This is a genomic window from Lepagella muris, assembly GCF_004793975.1.
Taxonomy (GTDB): Bacteria; Bacteroidota; Bacteroidia; order Bacteroidales; family Muribaculaceae; genus Lepagella; species Lepagella muris.
This window is the reverse complement of the sequence record NZ_SRYB01000037.1, coordinates 26081-47862: the sequence shown is the minus strand read 5'-3', so window position 1 is coordinate 47862 and position 21782 is coordinate 26081. Positions and strand designations below refer to the sequence as shown.

Genomic DNA, 21782 nt, shown 5'->3' with positions numbered 1-21782 from the left:
TGTCTTTTTGCAATCACATACGAAAAGAGACTGCCTAAACTTGTTAGACAGCCTCATTTTTGTGTGTGAGTTTTGTGGTGGGTCAGAGGAGACCGATGGAGTTGAGGAAGATGAGGAATATGGCGGCGGGGCAGAGCCAGCGGAGGCAGAGGAGGAGCGGACGGTAGAGGGGGAAACGGAATTTGCCGAAGTCGGTGAGCTGGTCGCGAAGGAATTTCTTATCGACCCACCAGCCGACGAAGAGTGAACAGATGAAGCCGCCAATGGGTAGGCAGATGTTGGAGGAGAGGTAGTCAAACAAGCTGAATATCGTCATCCCGAATATGGTGAAGTCGCTTAGAGGTCCGAAACTCATGGCGCATAGCACACCTCCCACAAGGGCGATGACTGATGAAAGTATCGTCGCATTCCGACGCGTCATGTGTTTCTCCTCACAGAAATACGTGATGGAGATCTCGCTCATGGAGACTGTGGAGGTCAGCGATGCGAGAAACAGCAGCAGGAAGAAGAGGGTAGACCATATCATACCACCCGGCAATTGGTTGAAGATGTAGGGAAGCACCTCAAACACGAGAGTCGGACCCGCCTCCGGCGACAGGTCGAATGAGAACACAGCCGGAAAGATAATCACTCCCGCGAGTATAGCCACCATAGAATCAAGTATTGCAGTGGTGGCTGCCGTCCTCCCCAGACGGTTACGGTCGTTGAAATATGATCCGTAGGTCATCATGCAACCAAGTCCAAGACTCAGCGAGAAGAATGCCTGTCCCATGGCACCAAGCAGCACGCTTGATGAAATCTTACTGAAATCAGGGGTGAAAAGGAAGTTGATGCCATCCGCGAAACCCGGCATGAAGAATGAATTGATGCAGAATGCCACCAGCAGCAGAAACAGAAGCGGCATCAGTATGTTGGAAGCTCGTTCGATCCCCTTGGTCACTCCGCATATCAGAATCATAAAATTAATGAAGAGAAATATGATGGTCCATATCATAGGACGCCACCCCGTCGTAAGGTCAACAAATTGTCCGTGTCCCGCCGTAGTGTTGGAGAAATCAAGCGACCCCGTGGCGGATGAGATGCAATACTCCACAGTCCATCCCGCCACGACGGAATAGAAACTCAGTATGAGTAGCGACGCCACGATGCCGAGCGGACCAGCCACGCGGGCAATCCTTCCCCCTCCAAGTTTTCGGTATGCCCCGAATATGTTGCTCCGTGTGCCGCGTCCCATGCAGAACTCTGCACAAAGCAGCGGCACGCCTATCAGAAACACAAATATCAGATAACAGATCATGAATGCACCTCCTCCGTGCACTCCAGCCTCGTATGGGAATCTCCAGATATTGCCGAGTCCTACGGCTGACCCTACCGTCGTGGCTATTGCCCCGAACCTTGTGGCAAACACTGCTCTCTCATTGATGTCGTTATGATTCATATTGTAAAAATATACTGTTTGATTAGAAGTCTGCAAAATTAGTGATTATTTATAAATATGAAATGCATAAATTATGAATATTCGCATACGGGGTTGTCATGAATAAAATTTTTAAGTAATTTTGGCATAATTTTGAGAATCTAACCTATAAATCTAATGAATCTTATGGATATTAGGAAAATTATACTGACGTTAGGAATCGCCTCTGTAATGTCGATTCCCGTGGGGGCAAAGACTCCCAAATATGCCGACGTCACCACTCATCAGGCGGGTGGCAACTACTATTGTTATCCTTGGCTTGACGAGGCTCCCCCGGCACAGACTCCGGCTCCGGCAGGCTATGAGCCGTTTCATCTCGAGCATTACGGGCGTCATGGAAGCCGATGGCATATCGGCTACAAGCTGTTTGACCGTTCGTATGAAATTCTTGATAAGGCGCGTGAGGCAGGCAAACTCACCCCACTCGGAGAGAAGACTTATCAGGCTATAAAGAAGATACGCGAGGATGCACAGGGACGCGACGGCGAGCTTTCCGACAAGGGGGCGTGGCAGCATCAGGGCATTGGGAAGAGAATGGTGGAGAACTATCCGCAGATATTCAATTCCAAGACTAATGTGGATGCCCGTTCTACGGTCGTGATACGTTCAATACTGTCGATGTTCAACGGACTTAACGGAATCCAGTCAATGGTGCCCGACATTAAGATAAAGACGGATGCAAGCTATGCCGACATGTGGTATCTCAACTATCAGGACACCGTGGCACGCAAGTTGCGCAACCATGCCGACTCCACAGTGGTCAAGGAGTTCAGCCGCCGCTACAAGGATAAAGGTGACTATCTTAAGCGCATCATAAATGATGAGAAATATGCCAAGGATAGCATAGGAAGCCGTCTGTATCATTCGTTTCTGACGGCTCTTCTCAACTGCCAGAGCCATTCCGACCAGCCGTGGCTCGTAGATGAGATATTCACTCCGGAGGAGGTGAAAAACAGATGGCTTCAGAAGAACGCGTCATGGCTCATGCAGGGGGGCAACTCTAAATATACCAACAACCGTATGCCGTTCACTCAGGCAAACCTTCTCAACAACATCATAGAGAGTGCCGACACGGCGATGACGTCAGCTACTCCGAGTGCCAACCTGCGCTATGGTCACGACACGATTGTCATGCCGCTGACCGCGCTGATGGAACTCGACAATTTCGGCGACGAGATCAACGACCTTGACGCGCTTGCCGATATGGGGTGGCATGACTATCTGGTGGTGCCGATGGCTGCCAACATACAGATGGTGTTCTACCGTCGTCCCGGTTCCACCGATCCTGACGATGTGCTGGTGAAAGTATTGCTCAATGAAAGGGAGACAACCCTTCCCATCGACAGGGGGCACGGACCATATTATAAATGGAAAGACGTGAGAAAATACTATAAGGATAAGATCGCGCCATACGTGACCGGTCCTCTTCCGCGCCACATAAAATAAATCCGATATGAAATAAAATCTGTATAAATATGCAATATCCGGAGTGTGCTTTATGCAAAAAGTATGCTCCGGCTTTTTTTTATTCCATTTTTTATCATATCCGCAATGATTTTTCAAGTGAAAACGTTAACTTTGCGAATTATTTCCACTACGGCAACACATAATGAAGTAATTTGAACTTATTTCAAGCACAGAATGCAAAAATATACCGTAGACCGCCAAATTTTTAGAAATGAACAGATACGATTTCAATACAGTCATTGACAGACGTGGCACGGATGCCGTCAAGACAGACGGACTGACCGATTTCTTCGGGCGGTCTGACCTGCTGGCTGCATGGGTGGCAGATATGGATTTCGCGACACCGGATTTCATAATCGATGCGTTGAGGGAGAGATTGAACCATCCTGTCTTGGGATATACCAGAGAGCCGGCAGACTATCGTCAGTCAATCATGGATTGGGAGCGCGAGCTCCACGGCTGGGAGATACGTCCGGAATGGCTGAGCTATATACCAGGAATTGTGAAGGGGATTGGCTTGGTGATCAACGTGTTTACAAAGCCGGGTGATGATGTCGTGATCATGCCGCCGGTCTACCATCCATTCCGTATCATACCGGAAAGCAACGGGAGAAACGTGGTGAAGATAGCGATGCTGACGGATGATGCCGGGCGTTATTATATTGACTACGATGCCCTTGAACGTCTCGATACGAAGGGGGGCATACTGCTGCTGGCTAATCCTCACAACCCGGCAGGACGTATATGGAGCCCCGAAGAGTTGCGCCGTCTTGCCGAGATATGCCGCAGGAAGAACCTGTTGGTGGTGTCTGACGAGATTCATGCCGATATGGCACTCAACGGCGCGACACACACTCCGTTTGCCACCGTGTCGGATGATGCCCTACACAACAGCATAACATTCTGTGCACCTTCCAAGACCTTCAACATCCCCGGAATCGTCAGCTCCTTCTCTGTGGTGCCCGACGATGAGATACGCAATCGTTTCTACGGCTGGCTTCAGGCAAGCGAACTGGAAGCGGCTCCGATGATGTCGTATATCGCCACTATCGCCGCCTACCGTCATGGAAAGGAGTGGCGGCGTGAGATGCTCGAATACGTGGTGGAGAATATGCGGACAGTGGCTGACTTCTGCGAGAGGAATCTGCCCGGCATACATGCACAGATTCCGGAGGCATCCTTCCTTATGTGGCTTGATTGCCGGGGACTGGGGTTGGATCATGACAGCCTGGTCGACCTGTTTGTCAACAAGGCACGTGTGGCTCTCAACGACGGCGCGATGTTTGGCGAGGAGGGCACCGGCTTCATGCGTTTGAACGTGGCTGCCCCGCGCAGTGTGATACTTCAGATTCTTGACCGTATAAAGGATGCGGTATGTGGGAATAACGACAGCTTATGAGAATAATTGATATAATCAACGACAGTCCCAATCCGGTGTTCTCCTTCGAGATATTGCCGCCGCTGAAGGGCAACAGCATATATAAGGTGTTTGACATTGTGGAGAAGCTGAAAAGATTCGATCCCAAGTTTGTCAATATCACGTCGCATCATAGCGAGTATATCTACAAGCCACTACCTGACGGCACCCACCGCCGGGTGAGCATCGTGAAGCGTCCGGGCACGGTGGCAATCGCCGCCGCCATACAGAACAGGTATGGACTGATACCGGTGCCGCACATCATCTGCAAGGGCTTCACCAAGGAGGAGACGGAGTATGCGTTGCTCGACCTGAATTTCCTCGGCATCAACAATCTTCTCGTGTTGAGAGGGGATGAGAAAGGGCAGGACTCCACGATGGGGCAGCCGAATATCTCACACGAACACGCCACCGACCTCCAGAAGCAGATAAATCTCTTCAATGAGGGTATCGGGTTGGAGGATATGAGGATTCAGGGCATTGAGACTCCGTTTTCGTATGGCATGGCGTGCTATCCGGAGAAACATGAGGAGGCTCCCAACATGGAATCCGACATATACTACATGAAGAAGAAGATGGAGAATGGCGCGGATTATTTCGTTACCCAGATGTTTTTCGACAATGAGAAATATTTCAGTTTCGTGGAGCGTTGTCGGGCAGCGGGAATCAACGTACCGATCATTCCGGGTTTGAAGCCTATCTCCAAGATGTCGCATCTCACGATGCTTCCGAAGGTGTTCCGCATAGACATACCGGAGGAGTTGGCATCGCGTATCCGTGAATGTAAGACCGACACCGAGGTGAAGCAGGTGGGTATAGAATGGGGCATACGTCAGAGCCGGGAACTGCTTGAGAAGGGTGCGCTCGGATTGCATTACTACACGATGAGCGTGTCTGACAGCGTGTCGAAGATAGTTGAGAACGTATATTAATCAACCGTTTCCAAGGTTGTTGCTCCCCATGATTAAAAATGGGGACTTAATCAGATAAGATATTGAAACAGGACCAATTCATACAATTACTCAAGGAACGGGTGCTCGTGCTTGACGGAGCCATGGGCACCATGATACAGCGTTGCGGATTCTCGGAGGAGGATTTCCGTGGCAAGCGTTTCGCCGCTCACGGATGTAAGCTCTCCGGATGCAATGATATACTTTGCCTGACTCAAGGCGACAGGATAAAGGATATTCACAAGGCATATCTTGATGCTGGCGCAGACATAATATCCACAAACTCTTTCAATGCAAACGACGTGTCGATGGCTGACTACGGTCTTCAGTCGTATGATGGGCTGATACGTGAGATCAACCGTAGGGCTGCCGAGTTGGCTGTGGAGGCGGCTTCGGAGTCCCCCTTGCGTAGCTGGGGAGGACGTGCCCTTGTGGCGGGTTCGATAGGACCGACTAACCGCACGGCGTCGATGAGTCCGGAGGTGGACGACCCTGCATATCGGAATGTAAGCTATGATGAGCTTTTCGATGCTTATTCCCGTCAGGTGGCGGGGTTGATAGAGGGTGGCGCGGATCTGCTTCTCTTTGAGACAGTGTTCGACACTCTCAACCTGAAAGCCGGTCTTGATGCCGCCGGGAGGATGATGGAGAGCATGGGACGCGATCTGCCGATAATGATTTCCGCTACCGTCTCCGACAGGTCGGGAAGAACTCTGTCAGGTCAGACTCTCGCCGCATTCGTCACTTCCGTGGCGGATTATACCCACGTGGTCAGCATGGGTCTGAACTGTAGCTTCGGTCCGTCGGATATTATACCGTATGTGAAGGAACTCGCATCGCTCACGTCGCATTTCATAAGCTCGCATCCCAATGCCGGGTTGCCGAATGCCATGGGTGAGTATGACGAGACTCCTGAAAAGTTTGCCGCCAGCATGGAGCGTATGCTCTCGTCCGGTATGCTTAACATAGCCGGAGGATGTTGCGGCACTACGCCTGCGCATATAGCGGCACTCGTGGAGAAACTCTCCGTCGCTGTCCCCCACAGGCAGACTCAGATAATGCCGGCACTCCGCATCTCTGGATTGGAGAGAGTGGAGGTGTTGCCGCAGAACAATTTCCTCAACGTGGGGGAACGCTGCAACGTGGCGGGTTCGCGTAAGTTCTTGCGCCTTATTAAGGAGAAGAAATATGAGGAGGCGATGTCGATAGCCCTGCGTCAGGTGGAGGACGGTGCGATGGTGATAGACGTCAATATGGATGATGCCATGCTCGATGCGCGCGAGGAGATGGTGCATTTCCTGCGCTACATAGCATCCGATCCGGATATTTCGAAAGTACCGGTGATGGTCGATTCCTCCGACTGGGATGTGGTGGAATCCGCCCTGAAGAATCTTCAGGGTAAAAGCATCGTCAATTCCATATCGCTCAAAGAGGGTGAGGAGCCGTTCGTTAAGAAAGGGCGTCGCATCCGTCAGCTCGGTGCAGCCGTGATTGTCATGGCTTTTGACGAGCAGGGTCAGGCAGATACATACGAGCGGAAGATAGAGATATGCCGACGTGCTTACGCCCTTCTGATGGAGAGATGCGGCTTCGCGCCTGACGACATTATCTTCGACGTCAACATAATGGCGGTAGCTACCGGAATCGAGGCTCATGACCGCTACGGCATCGACTTCATCGAGGCGGTCAGATGGATAAAGCAGAATCTCCCCGGGGCGCGCACGAGCGGCGGGGTGAGCAATCTTTCATTCTCATTCCGTGGCAAGAATGCGTTGCGTGAGGCGATGCACGCCGTTTTCCTGTATCATGCAATTGAGGCGGGTCTCGACATGGGAATCGTCAATCCGGCGTCTTCCGTCACATTCGAGGATGTGGAGCCTGGGTTGAGGTCATTGATAGAGGACGTGATACTCGCCCGACGCAAGGAGGCTCCGGCAGAGCTTGCCGATTATGCCGCCCATGAGAATGGGGGTGCGGCAGTGGCGGGAGACTCACATGAGCGCGACATGTCCCGTCCGGTAGCCGTGCGGCTGGAGAATGCCATAGTGAAGGGGAATCCTGAGTATCTGACGGAGGATCTTGACGAGGCTGTTGCCTCCGGATCTTCTGCCGTAGAGATAATAGAGGGTCCGCTGATGGATGGTATGAACCGTGTGGGTCAGCTTTTCGGCGAAGGTAAGATGTTTCTTCCGCAGGTAGTGAAGACTGCCCGCACAATGAAGATGGCGGTCGACCATCTGAAACCGCTCATGGAGGCTGCCGCAGCAGATGCCTCCTCCACGAAGGCGGGGAAGGTGGTGTTTGCCACCGTGAAGGGCGACGTCCACGACATAGGGAAGAATATCGTCTCGATTGTGCTTGCCTGCAATAATTATGAGGTGATCGATCTTGGAGTGATGGTCCCGGCAGAGAAAATAGTTGAGACAGCCTTGCGCGAACGTCCTGATCTTGTGTGCCTCTCCGGACTGATTACCCCGTCGCTTTCCGAGATGGTGAATGTGGCGCGGGCAATGGAGGAGGCTGGTCTCGACATACCGCTGCTCGTCGGTGGTGCCACCACGTCGCGCCTGCATACGGCATTGAAGATTTCTCCGGTCTATCATGCCCCGGTGGTGCACGTCACGGATGCAGCCCAGAATCCTATCGTAGCCTCTAAGTTGCTGAATCCTGAACAGAAGGGGGATTTCGTGACCACGCTTGAGAGGGAATATGAGGAGTTGAGAGAAGGGTATGGCAATAAGAGAGTGGAGATAGTTCCGCTTGCCGAGGCACGTCGTAATGGCATGAAGATTGATTGGGAAGGTTATCGTGCGCCTCAGCCTACAGTAGGGTTGGGCAATGCGGTGGTTCTGGATACGGATCTCGGGGAGGTGGCGGAGCTCATCAACTGGAAGATGTTTTTCCATAGCTGGCGCATCTCCCCCGATAGCGATGAGGCGCAGCGTCTGCTTCGCGATGCCCGCGAATTGCTCAATTCCTTGATTGAGGATAAGAGATTCGATGGCAAGGCGGCAGTGACATTCTATCCCGCATTTGCTGAAGGTGACGACGTGGAGATCGGTGGCGTGAGATTCCCCGTGCTGCGTCAGCAGCGCAAGGGATCAGACTATCTTTCATTGTCAGATTTCATTGCGCCGCGCGGTGTGGCAGAAGATATAGCGGGAGTGTTTGTAGCCACAGCCGGCAATATGCTGGCTGAAGAGGCATCCCGCTTGAAAGATGAGGGCGACTCCTACGGCAGTCTGCTCCGTCAGTCGCTTGCCGACAGGATAGCGGAGGCTACGAGCGAATGGCTGCATTGCAAGGTGAGACGTAAGCTATGGGGATATTCACCCGACGAGAAATGCTCCCCCGCGGAGATGCTGCGCGGGGATTACGTGGGGATTCGTCCCGCCATGGGTTATCCGATGCTTCCTGACCAACTGCTGAATCATTCCTTGGCAAGCCTGCTTCCGATGGATAGTGTAGGAGTGCATCTCACCGAGAATGGGGCAATGATTCCGTCAGCTACCGTGAGCGGAATATATATTTCCCATCCATCTTCACGTTATTTCATTGTGGGAGAACCGGGAGAGGATCAGCTTGCAGACTACGCACGCCGCCGCGGTATGGATTATGAAAGGGTGAGGGAGATATTAAGGATTTGATCCCCAACGGAATGAAAATAAAGGAACGATATATGCAGACAAAAGACAGACAGATAAAGAAGATCGCCATACAGGGCGTTGCCGGTTGCTTCCATGATGCGGCGGCACGTCAGTTTTTCGACGGTCAGGAGGTGGAGACGATACCATGCGACTCTTTCCCCGATCTTTTCGAGAAATTGGAGACGGATGCGTCGATGCTCGGCATCGTGGCGATAGAGAACACCATTGCCGGAAGCCTTCTCGCCAATCATGAATTGCTGCGCAAGAGCAACCATACGATCATAGGGGAACATTCCGTGAGGATAAGCCATGTGCTCTGTGCCCTTCCCGGAGAGACAATCGAATCGATAAGCGAGGTAAATTCGCATCCGATGGCACTTATGCAGTGTGAGCAATATCTACGCCGTCATCCCCACATGAGGATGGTGGAGAAATTTGACACCGCCGGAAGCGCAGAGGAGATAGCGCGAGAGAAACTTGCCGGACATGCCGCAGTGTGTGGAGAGTTTGCCGCCAATCTTTATGGACTTAATATCCTGGAGAAGGGTATAGAGACCAACAAGCGCAACTTCACCCGTTTCCTTATCCTTGCCGACCCACTCCTTGCCGGCGAGCTGAAACCTCGTGAGGAGCAGCTCAACAAGTCGAGCGTGGTGTTCACGCTCCCTCATTCCCACGGCGCACTCTCGAAAGTGCTGACAATCCTCTCTTTCTACGACGTCAACCTGACGAAGATACAGTCGCTCCCGGTAGTCGGGCGTGAATGGGAATATCGTTTCTACGTGGATCTCACCTTCTCATCCTACTTCCGCTATCGCCAGGCATTGCAGGCGGTGCGTCCGCTCACCAACGAGTTCCGCATCCTCGGGGAATATGAGGAGCGCGTAGGCATCAATTGATTCCGATAAATCAACAATAACACAGGTAAAAATGGAAAATAAAATATCACCCGCAGCAAGGGTGAACGAGATAAAGGAATATTGGTTTGCAGGCAAGATGCGCGAAGTGGCACGCATGAATGCCGAAGGGCTCGACGTCGTTTCGCTCGGCGTGGGTGGTCCTGACCGTATGCCTGCAATGGAGGTGGTGCAGACCCTTTGCGAGTCTGCCTCCAATCCCGCCAACCACACCTATCAGATAGCATCCGGACTCCCGGAATTGCGTCAGGCAATGAGCCGGTGGTATAAGCGTCATTACAACGTGGATCTTGACCCCGATTCAGAAGTGCTCCCGTTGATAGGATCAAAGGAGGGTGTGCTCCACGTGAGCCTTGCCTTCGTGAATCCGGGCGACAAGGTGCTCGTGCCCGATCCCGGCTACATGACCTATCGCGGTGTGAGCCGTATGCTTGGCGCGCAGGTGATAAGCTACGATCTTAAGGCTGACGAGGGGTGGATGCCCGATTTCGAGCAGCTGGAGAGGATCGCTTCCGAGGGTGGCGTGAAACTCATGTGGGTGAATTATCCCAATATGCCTACGGGTGCTTGTGCAAGCATGGAGCTTTTCGAGAAACTGGTGGATTTCGGGCGGCGTCATGGCATTGTCATCGTGCATGACAACCCCTACAGTTTTGTGCTAAACGATAATCCACAGAGCCTTCTCTCGGTGGAGGGCGCGAAAGATATTGCCATAGAACTTAATTCTTTGAGCAAGAGCCATAATATGTCGGGTTGGCGTATGGGTATGGTGGCGTCGAATGCGGAATTTGTAGGTTGGGTTAGGAAAATGAAATCCAATATCGATTCCGGTCAGTTCAAACCCGTCATGGAGGCGGCTATCAAGGCTCTCGATATTGACGACAGCTGGTATAAGGAGCTTAATCAAGTATATGCCGGACGTCGCAAGGTGGCGGAGAAGATCATGACTGCACTCAGATGCACGTTTGATCCCGCACAGCGCGGACTGTTCCTATGGGGAAAATTGCCGGAGGGTGCGCCCGACAGTGCCACATTCACCGACCGTGTGCTTCATGAGGCAAGGGTATTCATCGTGCCCGGTTTTATCTTCGGAAAGAATGGCGAAGGCTATATCCGCATATCGCTCTGTGCCACTGAAGAGAAGATGGAGGAGGCTCTCAGGCGTGTGAAGGAATTGAAATGAATGAAATGAAAAAAACTATATAATTATGAATTTTGAAGATTTAAAACCGATTGTGGAGGGTCTGGATCCCTCAAAGCCGCTTGTGATGGCAGGTCCTTGCAGTGCGGAGACAGAGGAGCAGACTCTCTCTACTGCACGCCAGCTTGCTATGGGCGGCATAAAGATTTTCCGTGCCGGAATCTGGAAACCACGCACCAAACCGGGTGGTTTCGAGGGTATAGGCAAGGAGGGTCTTGCGTGGCTCCAGAGAGTGAGGGAGGAGACAGGTATGCTTGTCGCTACAGAGGTGGCTATGCGTGCTCATGTGCTTGACGCTCTTGAGGCAGGCGTGGATATTCTGTGGGTGGGTGCGCGCACTTCCGCTAACCCGTTTGCCGTGCAGGAGATTGCCGACACTCTCAAGGAGGCAGGTGCAACCGACGTGGCTGTGCTGGTGAAGAATCCGGTGAACCCCGACCTTGAACTTTGGATCGGTGCCCTCGAACGTCTCTACAATGCCGGCATACGTCGTCTCGGTGCCATACATCGCGGTTTCTCTTTCTACGGTAAGAGCATCTACCGCAACCCGCCGCAGTGGCACATACCTATCGAGCTTCACCGCCGCATTCCGCATCTCCCAATCGTCATTGACCCCAGCCACATGGGTGGTAAGCGTGAATTGATCTCTTCTCTGTCGCAGCAGGCTCTCGACATGAAGTTTGCCGGACTTATGATAGAGAGCCATTGTTCACCCGATGATGCGTGGAGCGACAAGAATCAGCAGGTCACTCCCGAAGTGCTCAAAGTGATACTCGGCTCGTTGGTACACCGCAACACCGTGCAGGAGACCGAAAGCCTTCAGAATCTACGTGATAAGATCGACCGTATCGATACCGAACTTGTTGAGATGTACAAGAAGAGAATGGACATCGCGCGTGAGATCGGTAAATATAAGAAGGAACACTCAATGCCGGTAGTGCAGGAGACCCGTTACAACGACCTGATCAAGAGTCGCGTGGCAGCAGCCGTGGAGATGGGTATGTCGGCAGACTTCATGAAGACCATCCTTCAGGCAATCCACGAGGAGTCAGTACGTCAGCAGATAGAGGTGCTTAACCAGAACTGACGGGATACCACCTCTCCGTTCAAAGTCAAAATATTGGTTCAAGGCAAGCCGATGATTGCGCTAAGCGTAGTCATCGGCTATTTTTATGAAAATTCTCAAAGATGAAAAACAATCCAACAGAAAAGAAAAAATGTCTAAAAATAGGATTTAATTAAAAAAAATATTAAATTTGCATCGTGATACAACAAATGGCAATATAATAGAAAGTGGATTTGCTCCAAAACAATCCACATACCAAAGTAATGTGACGTATTCATGAACAGCAAAGTTTAATTGGTTTTGATGCCTGGCAATCCGTGAGGACGCAAGGCAAGGTGGAACGTTGATTCGATCCGCCTACAAGAAGACTCTAAAAAAGTCTTTCTCTTTCATAATGATCAATTTTTGGTTTAACATGCCTGACACTCCGTGAGGAGCGAAAGGCTTGTGTGGATAGTTGATTCATTATGTGCGTCATGCTCCGAAAGGAAGCTCGACGAGGTGGAATGTTGACTCGATCCGCCTGCATTTTCCAAAGAGAAAATTCGGCAATAATGCAAAACAACCAATAAACTATCAGAAATGAAAAAGTTATTACTGTTATTATGCGTATTTCTTTCGACAGCAGTTCGCGCACAAGAGTTTTATGAACCCTCAGACCTTGATGTCATGTGGCGTGTATGGGATGATGAGTGGACATTCAACTGGCTCATTGAGAACGGGAATAAAGTAGACGTGTCGGTCAATCCAGCACCCCGTTATTCACACTCTTCGGTTGTGGCACCAACAGAAGTATGTCTTAGTTTTGTAAAAAACAACAAATTCCTATGCCTTACCTTTTCTAAGTCAGAGGGTATCCGAATGTTCACAGAGAATCAGGTATATACCCTTGCCAACCATTTCTCTTCTATAAGCAGTTTAGTTCAGCAATATTGGTTCAATATTGACTTTGACCGCATTGTCTTCAACGAGGTGTTGGGATGGCTACTTATACCATGCGGATATTATGGATACACCGGTTACAATGCCATTGCAATCAATTTTGCAGACATGAGCGCAGTAAATGAAGTCAAATACTTACCGTCAGATGGAGATGTGGAATACTACAATCTTCAGGGTATGAAAATAGATGAAGAAAATGCAAAAGGTCAGATATTGATAAGAAAAGAGGGTGCAAAATCAACAAAGATAATGAGAAGGTAATTATCTTGTCCGGAATAACGTTTCAGGTGTTTCATGCGTTTCATCTGTTTCATCTGTTTCAAGAGAAACGCATGAAACACCTGAAACGGATCGGGATGATTACCGGGGCCTTGGATCCGGCATACTTCGTTCACTGCAAGATGGAGCCAAACTCAGTTTCAAGAATGATGAGGAGGGTAAGCAATTCACCGCAATCCTTTATCGTCCGAATCATGAAAAACTTGATACGATGAACCAGAAAAGAGCAACCGAACAGAAAACGGATGAATTGAACCAGAAAATGAACCAGAAAATTGATGAATTGACCCAGAAAACTACCCATAAAAGCACAACCGAACAGAAAACCGAACAGAAAACCGGCAGCGACCAGAAAACTGTGGGCGATCAGAAAATCTTAATGCTAAAATTAATCAAAGGCAATCCATTTATCAACAGAGATGAATTAGGTAAAAAATTCGGTATTCACCATAGTAGTGTTCAACGTCGTCTTGAATCACTGATGAAAGATGGTCTTATCCGTCGTGTTGGTCCGGATAAGGGTGGACGTTGGGAGGTAATAAATAATTGAGTATTTCAAACATAACATCCGGATAATCCATGCAATCCTTCTGCATGTTTAGATTTACTTTATTATTATTGCATAGTTAAGAACAATGTGCATGATGTCACAACATGATGTGCATAATGTATAGGTTTGCTTCTTTTTTATTATTTTTGCATTGTCAAACACAACATGCTCCAACGAGGATGAAGTGCAGGCACCGTTGTGATTTGCTTCTTTTTTATTATTTTTGCACTGTCAAACACAATCATGTAGTGTGATGTAATGTAATGTATCGGTTGTGATTTGCTTCTTTTTTATTATTTTTGCACTGTCAAACACAATACAATAACAATGTTGACGTACCCCAAAAGGTTGTGATTTGCTTCTTTTTTATTATTTTTGCACTGTCAAACACAATACGTATGGGAAATGGGTATCTGACTTCGGTGTTGTGATTTGCTTCTTTTTTATTATTTTTGCACTGTCAAACACAATCTCCAGTCATTTTGACATAATGTGAAAGGTGTTGTGATTTGCTTCTTTTTTATTATTTTTGCACTGTCAAACACAATAAAAACTTTGGCGAAAGCATCACCTTGAAAGTTGTGATTTGCTTCTTTTTTATTATTTTTGCACTGTCAAACACAATGCAGCCACCCTAAAGGATCTTGGCGCGTCCGTTGTGATTTGCTTCTTTTTTATTATTTTTGCACTGTCAAACACAATAAGGGTGGCAAGATATACGCAGATATGATTGTTGTGATTTGCTTCTTTTTTATTATTTTTGCACTGTCAAACACAATCCATCCGGATAGTAGCATGCAAGGTTCTCACGTTGTGATTTGCTTCTTTTTTATTATTTTTGCACTGTCAAACACAATCGGATATAATTATTAGCTAACATAATTATCCGTTGTGATTTGCTTCTTTTTTATTATTTTTGCACTGTCAAACACAATTATATGCCGACATGATTGATGCTGTAATAGTTGTGATTTGCTTCTTTTTTATTATTTTTGCACTGTCAAACACAATAAAAACTTTCGCCTCGTTTGGATGTTGGATGTTGTGATTTGCTTCTTTTTTATTATTTTTGCACTGTCAAACACAATGCATACTGCGAATGGTATCTCCTCACGCACGTTGTGATTTGCTTCTTTTTTATTATTTTTGCACTGTCAAACACAATCGAAAGTTTTTTGTATTCCGGACTGACACAGTTGTGATTTGCTTCTTTTTTATTATTTTTGCACTGTCAAACACAATACGACCTTCGGTAACAGGGTCAACTTTTACGTTGTGATTTGCTTCTTTTTTATTATTTTTGCACTGTCAAACACAATGTCGCCTATTTCGTGGGCGACACGGTAAGTGTTGTGATTTGCTTCTTTTTTATTATTTTTGCACTGTCAAACACAATACGCGATAGGATGTTTATATCAGCCATAGCGTTGTGATTTGCTTCTTTTTTATTATTTTTGCACTGTCAAACACAATGGATGCGGTGTATTACAAGACAATTACGCGGTTGTGATTTGCTTCTTTTTTATTATTTTTGCACTGTCAAACACAATTAATCTTGCACTTGATAAGGTGATGAGGCAGTTGTGATTTGCTTCTTTTTTATTATTTTTGCACTGTCAAACACAATGCTCCTTGGGAGAATTGTATACATTTTGGCGTTGTGATTTGCTTCTTTTTTATTATTTTTGCACTGTCAAACACAATTAACCGGATGTAAGCAATCCATCAGATACGGTTGTGATTTGCTTCTTTTTTATTATTTTTGCACTGTCAAACACAATCAATCTGTCCACGAGTGTAACGATGAATAAGTTGTGATTTGCTTCTTTTTTATTATTTTTGCACTGTCAAACACAATAGACTTCGTTTATCAAGATAAGATGAGCCGTTGTGATTTGCTTCTTTTTTATTATTTTTGCACTGTCAAACACAATATCTGATGTACCTCTTCCTCCTTTCACTCTGTTGTGATTTGCTTCTTTTTTATTATTTTTGCACTGTCAAACACAATGCATTAGAATCAAACCTGCGAGCGTCATTAGTTGTGATTTGCTTCTTTTTTATTATTTTTGCACTGTCAAACACAATTGATAGATCATGATACACCTCTCCGGGATTGTTGTGATTTGCTTCTTTTTTATTATTTTTGCACTGTCAAACACAATAGAAAACGGATACAAGGAATTGGGCGATGCGTTGTGATTTGCTTCTTTTTTATTATTTTTGCACTGTCAAACACAATGTATTCTATATAACTTGTTGTTAGATAGATGATTTTGAGATTTGATAGAAAATAAAAAAGAGTGGTTTCCAATCACTCTTTTTTATTTTTTTAGTCGGTTTTATATATCTGAATGTACAAATAGAATGGTTCAGAATAATTCCAATTGGATGGCATTTGTTTTAGGTGGAGTTTTAGTGGCTCCTTCAAATACTATTATGTCTCCAAATTGACGGTCGGTTATTGACATGATACAGATTTTTCCGGCTTCAGGTAAAAAGGATTTTACCCGGTTGATATGTACCTGACTATTTTCTTGGGAAGCGCATGGACGTACATATATTGACAATTGAAACATGGTGAATCCGTCAGACAGCAGTCTCTTTCTGAAATCAGAGTAATCTTTCCTCTGTTTCTTTGTCTCTACCGGCAGATCAAAAAATACTATCACCCACATGATCTTATATTGATTTAACCTTGTTGTTTGCATATTATTTCCGGATATAATATTTTCCGACTCTCTCCGTTGAAGCATTTTGACAATGAGGCTGATGTCATTGTGGCTGCAATCATCAACGGTCGTGTCAGTTTGCCAATCTTTACGTCAATAGTTGGAATGGTGAGTAGTTTCTTTTTTATTGCAGGTGTCAGTGATATATCGGTTCCATGTTCTCGGATGATTTCCATGACAACATTATCAACGTATGGACGATATGGTTCCATTATGTCATCTGCAAGGCAATAGGCATTATATCGGTTGTGATGGTGAATGCCCAATGTCGGCAACAGACCGCTGCCTACAAGTGCACGGGCTATTACTGCCCGAAGGATGGCATATCCATAGTTGAACAGGGCATTACAGTCATCAGCATCACGTTGTCGTGTGAAATGTGGATTCTCAATGAAGATATTTCTCCAGTAGAAGGCTGCCGCTCTCCCTTCCAAGTTGTCCGGGTCTCCACTTTTTACGTTGCGGCTCCATACAGCCATGCATTTGCTCTCTTTATTATTCCAGATCTTAAGCACTTCTCCTTGATTGGCAATCTTTGACATGACAGTCTGTTGCCACAATTGTTTTTTCAATGGGAGGGAGCATGAGATTTGAGCCAGGTAACGCTCGCTTTGTATGGTGTTGCCTGACAATGGGAGCAGCAAACCATTAGGCATGTGCCGGGAGTCGCAGGTGATGACCGCGACATTATTTTCAAGTAATGACGAAAGCAATGCCGAGGTCAGTGTCACCTGATGACTTTCGATAATCAGAATACCGATATCCTCAATCGGTCGTGTTATCGGTTGTTTCGGTTTTTCGGGGATGTCGGGCAATTCTATCACCAACTGATTAAGTTTCAGCGACAGATATGCCCGATTCCCGAAGAGGAGAGTCTGTTTTATCATTTTAAGATTTTTATTTGTCCAAGATTATCCACACTTACTGGTATAAGATTGCTTAAAGTTATAGCATTATATGAACGTATACGATATAATGCTTTCATCTCAGTATCCGGTCTTGCATTCTTTGCATCTACATTTGTCCATGTATGTAGCCTGAATCGATAGTCTCCAGTAGATAGGGTTTGTACACGGTAAAGATGTGCAGTCAGAGTCTTCATGTCGTTCATGTCAAGTGCATCCGACAATTGCTCCGGAGTAAGACCGAGCAGACACATGTCGCCTATCTTAAGGGAATATAGGAATCTGCTTCCAACGGGAGGAAGGGTATCGGCTACTTCCCTGACGTCATCAGATTCACGCATATCAATCAGTCTTGTCCATGCCTCATCCGGATCTTTGATTATGACCGGAAGTCCTATGAGTTTGCGTTTCATACCTGTCCATGCCGACACAATAACTTCCGTCACTTTCCCATCCTTTTCATAGAATGCCACATGATGGTTGTTGCCACTGCTTGCAAATGCCACAGCTTTCCCGGTCGAATCCTTACGGATAGGTACAAGATTGTCGTTTGAAAATATCCTTACCCTCTTTACCGGATGTCTCACATCGTTACCGATATATATAGGATTCTCTTCAAAACTTTGTTGATATTTCTTTATGTCATTCTTGCATTCAGCTAATCTGTCCAGTGCAGCTTCCCGTATGCTCTTATCTACGATTCTCTGTATGCCTGGAGCAGTCAGCGCGCTGAGATCGGCACGAGTTACGAAGGTCTCCTTATAGCAATCAATTGAGGTTATCTCTTTCTCCTTTCCATTCTTGGCAATGATCAAGGGGGATCTTTTCAGAGCCTTCAATGCTTTCTTGAAGTCACCGTCTGCCTCCTGAATACGATTTATGACAAGATTACGGATATCGTCATCTGCTATCAGTTCCGGATTGGAGAAGGCATATTTCAGATCTTTTCCATTGTCTTGAAGTTTTATTTTTCCGAATACTGTTTCCTGATGAAGTGCACCACGCGGCACAAGAATGTTATCCTGCACAAGTTTTCTCTTTCCATTCCTGTAGATATATCTTTTACCGGGAGTGGAAAGTTTCTTGCCCGATTTGATAGAGACCGCTATGCTGTCAATAGTATCTGCTGCTATGTTCACAGGGAAATGGGGGAGAAGTTCTGCCCATTTTTCAAGCAGATGGAATTTCTCCTTAAACTCATTACTCTGTCCCTGGATGTCGGCATACATCTTGTCACGTTGCGTATTCAGGTTGCTGAGTCGCTGTATGTAGCCTTGACGGGTCAGGGCTATAACCAGTGCATCTACGGCATGATGCCTGTGGTCAAGGCGTTTGCTCCAATCCTTTATGCGCAATTCCTTGTGTGTCTGCCCTTCATGCTCATAAGATACTTCCTCCACGAGGTCAGCCTGTTCGTAGCGTTTGATGTTGAGATTATGGAGTATATTGTCATAACCCCATGTATGGCGGAGAAAATCTGTGACGGATCCGGATGTGGCATATACATTCCGGCACACCTCAAAAAGAATCTCGCGTGCTTTCTTGGCAATATATTGGCTTTGACGAAGATCTCGGTCAAGGAAATCCTGCGGAATCTCAGACTGCGACATCATGAAGCGGTCGTGTTTTGTACGTGAAATTTTCTTTTCCTTCAACAGAGTGTCGATGTTGGCTACATATCGGTTGAAATCCGCCTCGCTTTTTCCCGACATATAGTCGTAGGCTGTACGGTTGTTTTTCTCCTTATTGCAATGGCTGCAACTGCAAGCCTTGTTGGTCATGCTGTCGTCAAAGAGGATGGATCTCGGCACGATGTGCTCGATTTCACCCCCATGACCACCGAGAAATTCTCCTAAGCTCAGTGTCTTACCACAATATATGCATCTGTGTCCGCTCTCCTCCCACAGACGGTATTTCTGTATGTTCCTGCGAGAAGCCACCAGACCCTGTTCCTTGATCTTTATGGCAATCGCAGCATTTTCCCGTTCACGTTTTGCAATATTGGAAGTGGTCTCTGCCCGCTGATCCTTGCTCTGCTTGAGTTCGCGTGCAAGTTCCACCCTTATCTCGTCAATCTCACCATATTTCTCAATGAGTGCATTTACGATATTTATCATCTGATTGAGAATCTTCTCAACCACGGGTTGTCTCAACTCACCCTTTTCAATATTATCGATATGCTTTTTCAGCACACGACGCTCATTCTCTTCCTTTGTGAGGCTATCGGAATGATTGACTCCGACGAAAGTGCAGGCTTCGCTATAGAGATATCCATCCTTCAGATAGGGTAGCAGTTTCCTCATGAATTTGGCAGATCTGTTGGAATAGCCGGGCTTTACAAAATCTATCTTGTAAAGTCGGTCGATCACCTCTTTATCCGTGATGCCGAATTGTTTCTCAATAGCTTTTGACAATTCCTCCTTCGAGGATGAAGAATAGACGGTATGCCACAAGCGATAAAGTGGTTCATCCTGATATTGGGGATATATTTCTCCATCGTTTTTGCCGGTGGCGGAGTTGCGTCGGTTCATTTTTACACGAGAGATGATTTCTCCGGTATCCTGATCCACGATATCGGTGTTCTCATATTCTATGTTGAAACGTAGAATGTCAGGCATGGATTCCGCCAAATCTCCCAACGCCTCTTTTAGCTGGGTGTATGTGCGGTTCCCTTCAAGTCCGTTTTTCGGTGCGCCTTCCCATCTGAATCCGTCGCTTGCCTTAAGCCCTAAAATCTTCAGCAGTTGGGTTTGGGTCAATTTCTCATTTGTATTCAGGAAATTGAATATCCTTGTGCGTTCCTCCTGATTCGGGATATATTCATATTGTAAAAGTCGGAAATCCTTTGATTGCGACATTTCCTCATCAAATAATCCCGGTTGAGAGTCCTTGCGTACCCTTTTCTTGTTGGAAAAATTTTTCAATCGGATGTTGTTGACGGTTTCCCACAGGCGAGTTTCCTGCGCAATCGGGGATGTGCGTGGTGCCACTTTCGGACCGGTGATTACCTCCTTCCCGTTTGTTTTGTTGATGAATTTAAGACTTTCAAACTCGCAGACGCTCACAAGACGCTTACATGATTTCAACGGACGTTGATAGAATATGATGTCGTGTAGCTTTTTGACAGTGGCATCGTTGAGTATTTCCGGATAAAATTCCCCCTGCACTTCCATGATACGATAGAATTCCTCTTCGTATGCTTTTCGGGGGAGTACGTATCCTTTAATACGGTAATCATACACGTTTTTTCCGGCTGAACTTGTGGTTTCCGATTCTTTGAGTTTTGTAGCAAAGAATTGTCCGGGGGTCATCCCGTTGAGATCGGAATACCGTTGGTTGACATCGGTAACGTAAGATTTCTGAGAGGAGTCGGAATCGTCGGATTTTGAATGACGATAGCCTCTGCGTTGGTTCAGCATCAGCAGGACTCTTCCTATCTCTGCGAGGGAAAGACGTTTGCCGGTGGTGGCTGCATCCGCGCGGAGTTGCCATGTCTGCAATGGTGATAGAGTCAGCAGGCTATTGTCGCTGCTGATCATCCCTAATTTTGCCAATTCCAGAGATAGGATTTTTCTGCGCATCTGATATCTGTCAAGACCTTTGCGGGCGGTGCGCATGAAAGTGCGTTGGCTGCAAACAGTTTCACCTTTCCCTTTGCAGAAATTGTCGGATTCTGTTGGAGATATGCTTAATATGCGGCTTCCTATTGCATGAATCAGCAGGGGATGGTTTTCCTCATCAATCTCAATAAGACACCATCCTACGGATCCTATGCCAAGATCAAGTCCAAGAATTTTCATAAGTGATTATGATGTTAGGTGGTTATACAATTTTTTAATGATATACTTAATATGATAATTGGGTAATTTTTTTGAAGATTGCGTCGGTTATACAACTTCGTAAAATAATTTCCAAAGATAATAATCTTTTTGTTATTTTAGACAATAAATGCTTTCTTAAATCACATTAAATAATGTTAAAATTAAGAAATGGTATTGTAATATGAAAATTATTATTTAAATTTGCAACGCAAATAATAAAGAAGCAAATCACAATAAGGATTTTATCCGTTGTGAAAACATTTGGAGAGGAGGCACTCTGTGCTTTCTCTCGTCTTTTTTATTACCTATTTATCGTGTTCTGTATCGGTTTGTATCGCTTGTTTCACCCGATACAAACCGATACAAACCGATACAAGCGATACAAGATTTGTGTTTGATTTCAATTCAAGT

Annotated in this window: 13 protein-coding genes and 1 CRISPR repeat array; of the genes, 9 read left to right on the top strand and 4 right to left on the bottom strand. The window is 46.8% G+C overall.

The window, feature by feature from the left end; genetic code table 11:
- Positions 1-82: 82 nt before the first annotated feature.
- The gene (locus E5331_RS17675) at positions 83-1438 is read right to left on the bottom strand and encodes a sodium-dependent transporter (protein ID WP_275441288.1); all 1356 of its coding nucleotides are present in this window, start codon (positions 1436-1438) and stop codon (positions 83-85) included.
- 165 nt (positions 1439-1603) lie between these two features.
- Between E5331_RS17675 and E5331_RS17670 the strand changes: the two genes are divergently transcribed.
- From E5331_RS17670 to E5331_RS17630, 9 genes are all read left to right on the top strand, one after another.
- Complete coding sequence (locus tag E5331_RS17670) at positions 1604-2923, top strand: histidine-type phosphatase (RefSeq protein WP_135986055.1); 1320 nt, start codon at positions 1604-1606, stop codon at positions 2921-2923.
- Positions 2924-3155: 232 nt separating this feature from the next.
- Positions 3156-4343, top strand: coding sequence for a MalY/PatB family protein (locus E5331_RS17665; RefSeq protein ID WP_123481218.1), 1188 nt, complete (start codon positions 3156-3158; stop codon positions 4341-4343).
- Positions 4340-5293, top strand: a complete 954-nt coding sequence (gene metF / locus E5331_RS17660; RefSeq protein WP_123481219.1) for a methylenetetrahydrofolate reductase [NAD(P)H] — start codon at positions 4340-4342, stop codon at positions 5291-5293. Before E5331_RS17665 ends, metF begins: the two co-directional genes overlap by 4 nt.
- Before the next feature lie 62 nt (positions 5294-5355).
- Complete coding sequence (gene metH / locus E5331_RS17655) at positions 5356-8958, top strand: methionine synthase (RefSeq protein WP_123481220.1); 3603 nt, start codon at positions 5356-5358, stop codon at positions 8956-8958.
- 53 nt (positions 8959-9011) lie between these two features.
- Complete coding sequence (locus E5331_RS17650) at positions 9012-9857, top strand: prephenate dehydratase (RefSeq protein WP_123481463.1); 846 nt, start codon at positions 9012-9014, stop codon at positions 9855-9857.
- Positions 9858-9888: 31 nt separating this feature from the next.
- Positions 9889-11058, top strand: coding sequence for an aminotransferase class I/II-fold pyridoxal phosphate-dependent enzyme (locus E5331_RS17645; RefSeq protein WP_123481221.1), 1170 nt, complete (start codon positions 9889-9891; stop codon positions 11056-11058).
- Between the two features lie 25 nt (positions 11059-11083).
- Positions 11084-12163 carry a bifunctional 3-deoxy-7-phosphoheptulonate synthase/chorismate mutase type II gene (locus tag E5331_RS17640; protein ID WP_123481222.1) on the top strand — a complete coding sequence of 360 codons (1080 nt, stop codon included), beginning with the start codon at positions 11084-11086 and terminating at the stop codon, positions 12161-12163.
- 561 nt (positions 12164-12724) lie between these two features.
- On the top strand, positions 12725-13345 hold the full coding sequence (locus E5331_RS17635; RefSeq protein WP_135986053.1) for a hypothetical protein: 621 nt from the start codon (positions 12725-12727) through the stop codon (positions 13343-13345).
- 229 nt (positions 13346-13574) lie between these two features.
- A complete protein-coding gene (locus E5331_RS17630) occupies positions 13575-13913 on the top strand; it encodes a MarR family transcriptional regulator (protein ID WP_123481225.1) in 339 nt (112 codons plus the stop codon).
- A gap of 118 nt (positions 13914-14031) precedes the next feature.
- Positions 14032-16155: a CRISPR direct-repeat array (repeat unit 47 nt; unit sequence GTTGTGATTTGCTTCTTTTTTATTATTTTTGCACTGTCAAACACAAT).
- 130 nt (positions 16156-16285) lie between these two features.
- On the opposite strand, the gene cas2 is transcribed toward E5331_RS17630, so the two are convergent.
- Genes cas2 through cas9 form a run of 3 tightly spaced genes read right to left on the bottom strand, consistent with a single transcriptional unit; the run spans position 16286 to position 21350 of the window.
- Positions 16286-16624, bottom strand: coding sequence for a CRISPR-associated endonuclease Cas2 (cas2, locus tag E5331_RS17625; protein ID WP_123481226.1), 339 nt, complete (start codon positions 16622-16624; stop codon positions 16286-16288).
- On the bottom strand, positions 16606-17532 hold the full coding sequence (gene cas1, locus E5331_RS17620) for a type II CRISPR-associated endonuclease Cas1 (RefSeq protein ID WP_123481227.1): 927 nt from the start codon (positions 17530-17532) through the stop codon (positions 16606-16608). Before cas1 ends, cas2 begins: the two co-directional genes overlap by 19 nt.
- Positions 17529-21350, bottom strand: a complete 3822-nt coding sequence (gene cas9, locus E5331_RS17615; protein ID WP_123481228.1) for a type II CRISPR RNA-guided endonuclease Cas9 — start codon at positions 21348-21350, stop codon at positions 17529-17531. Before cas9 ends, cas1 begins: the two co-directional genes overlap by 4 nt.
- Positions 21351-21782 lie beyond the last annotated feature (432 nt).

Excerpts from the sequence above, each read along its gene's own strand:
- E5331_RS17635 (WP_135986053.1), top strand. The coding sequence starts at position 12,725 with ATGAAAAAGTTATTACTGTTATTATGCGTATTTCTTTCGACAGCAGTT.
- metF (WP_123481219.1), top strand. The coding sequence starts at position 4,340 with ATGAGAATAATTGATATAATCAACGACAGTCCCAATCCGGTGTTCTCC.
- cas2 (WP_123481226.1), bottom strand. The coding sequence starts at position 16,624 with ATGCAAACAACAAGGTTAAATCAATATAAGATCATGTGGGTGATAGTA.
- E5331_RS17675 (WP_275441288.1), bottom strand. The coding sequence starts at position 1,438 with ATGAATCATAACGACATCAATGAGAGAGCAGTGTTTGCCACAAGGTTC.
- E5331_RS17645 (WP_123481221.1), top strand. The coding sequence starts at position 9,889 with ATGGAAAATAAAATATCACCCGCAGCAAGGGTGAACGAGATAAAGGAA.
- E5331_RS17670 (WP_135986055.1), top strand. The coding sequence starts at position 1,604 with ATGGATATTAGGAAAATTATACTGACGTTAGGAATCGCCTCTGTAATG.
- E5331_RS17640 (WP_123481222.1), top strand. The coding sequence starts at position 11,084 with ATGAATTTTGAAGATTTAAAACCGATTGTGGAGGGTCTGGATCCCTCA.
- cas1 (WP_123481227.1), bottom strand. The coding sequence starts at position 17,532 with ATGATAAAACAGACTCTCCTCTTCGGGAATCGGGCATATCTGTCGCTG.
- E5331_RS17630 (WP_123481225.1), top strand. The coding sequence starts at position 13,575 with ATGAACCAGAAAAGAGCAACCGAACAGAAAACGGATGAATTGAACCAG.
- cas9 (WP_123481228.1), bottom strand. The coding sequence starts at position 21,350 with ATGAAAATTCTTGGACTTGATCTTGGCATAGGATCCGTAGGATGGTGT.
- E5331_RS17665 (WP_123481218.1), top strand. The coding sequence starts at position 3,156 with ATGAACAGATACGATTTCAATACAGTCATTGACAGACGTGGCACGGAT.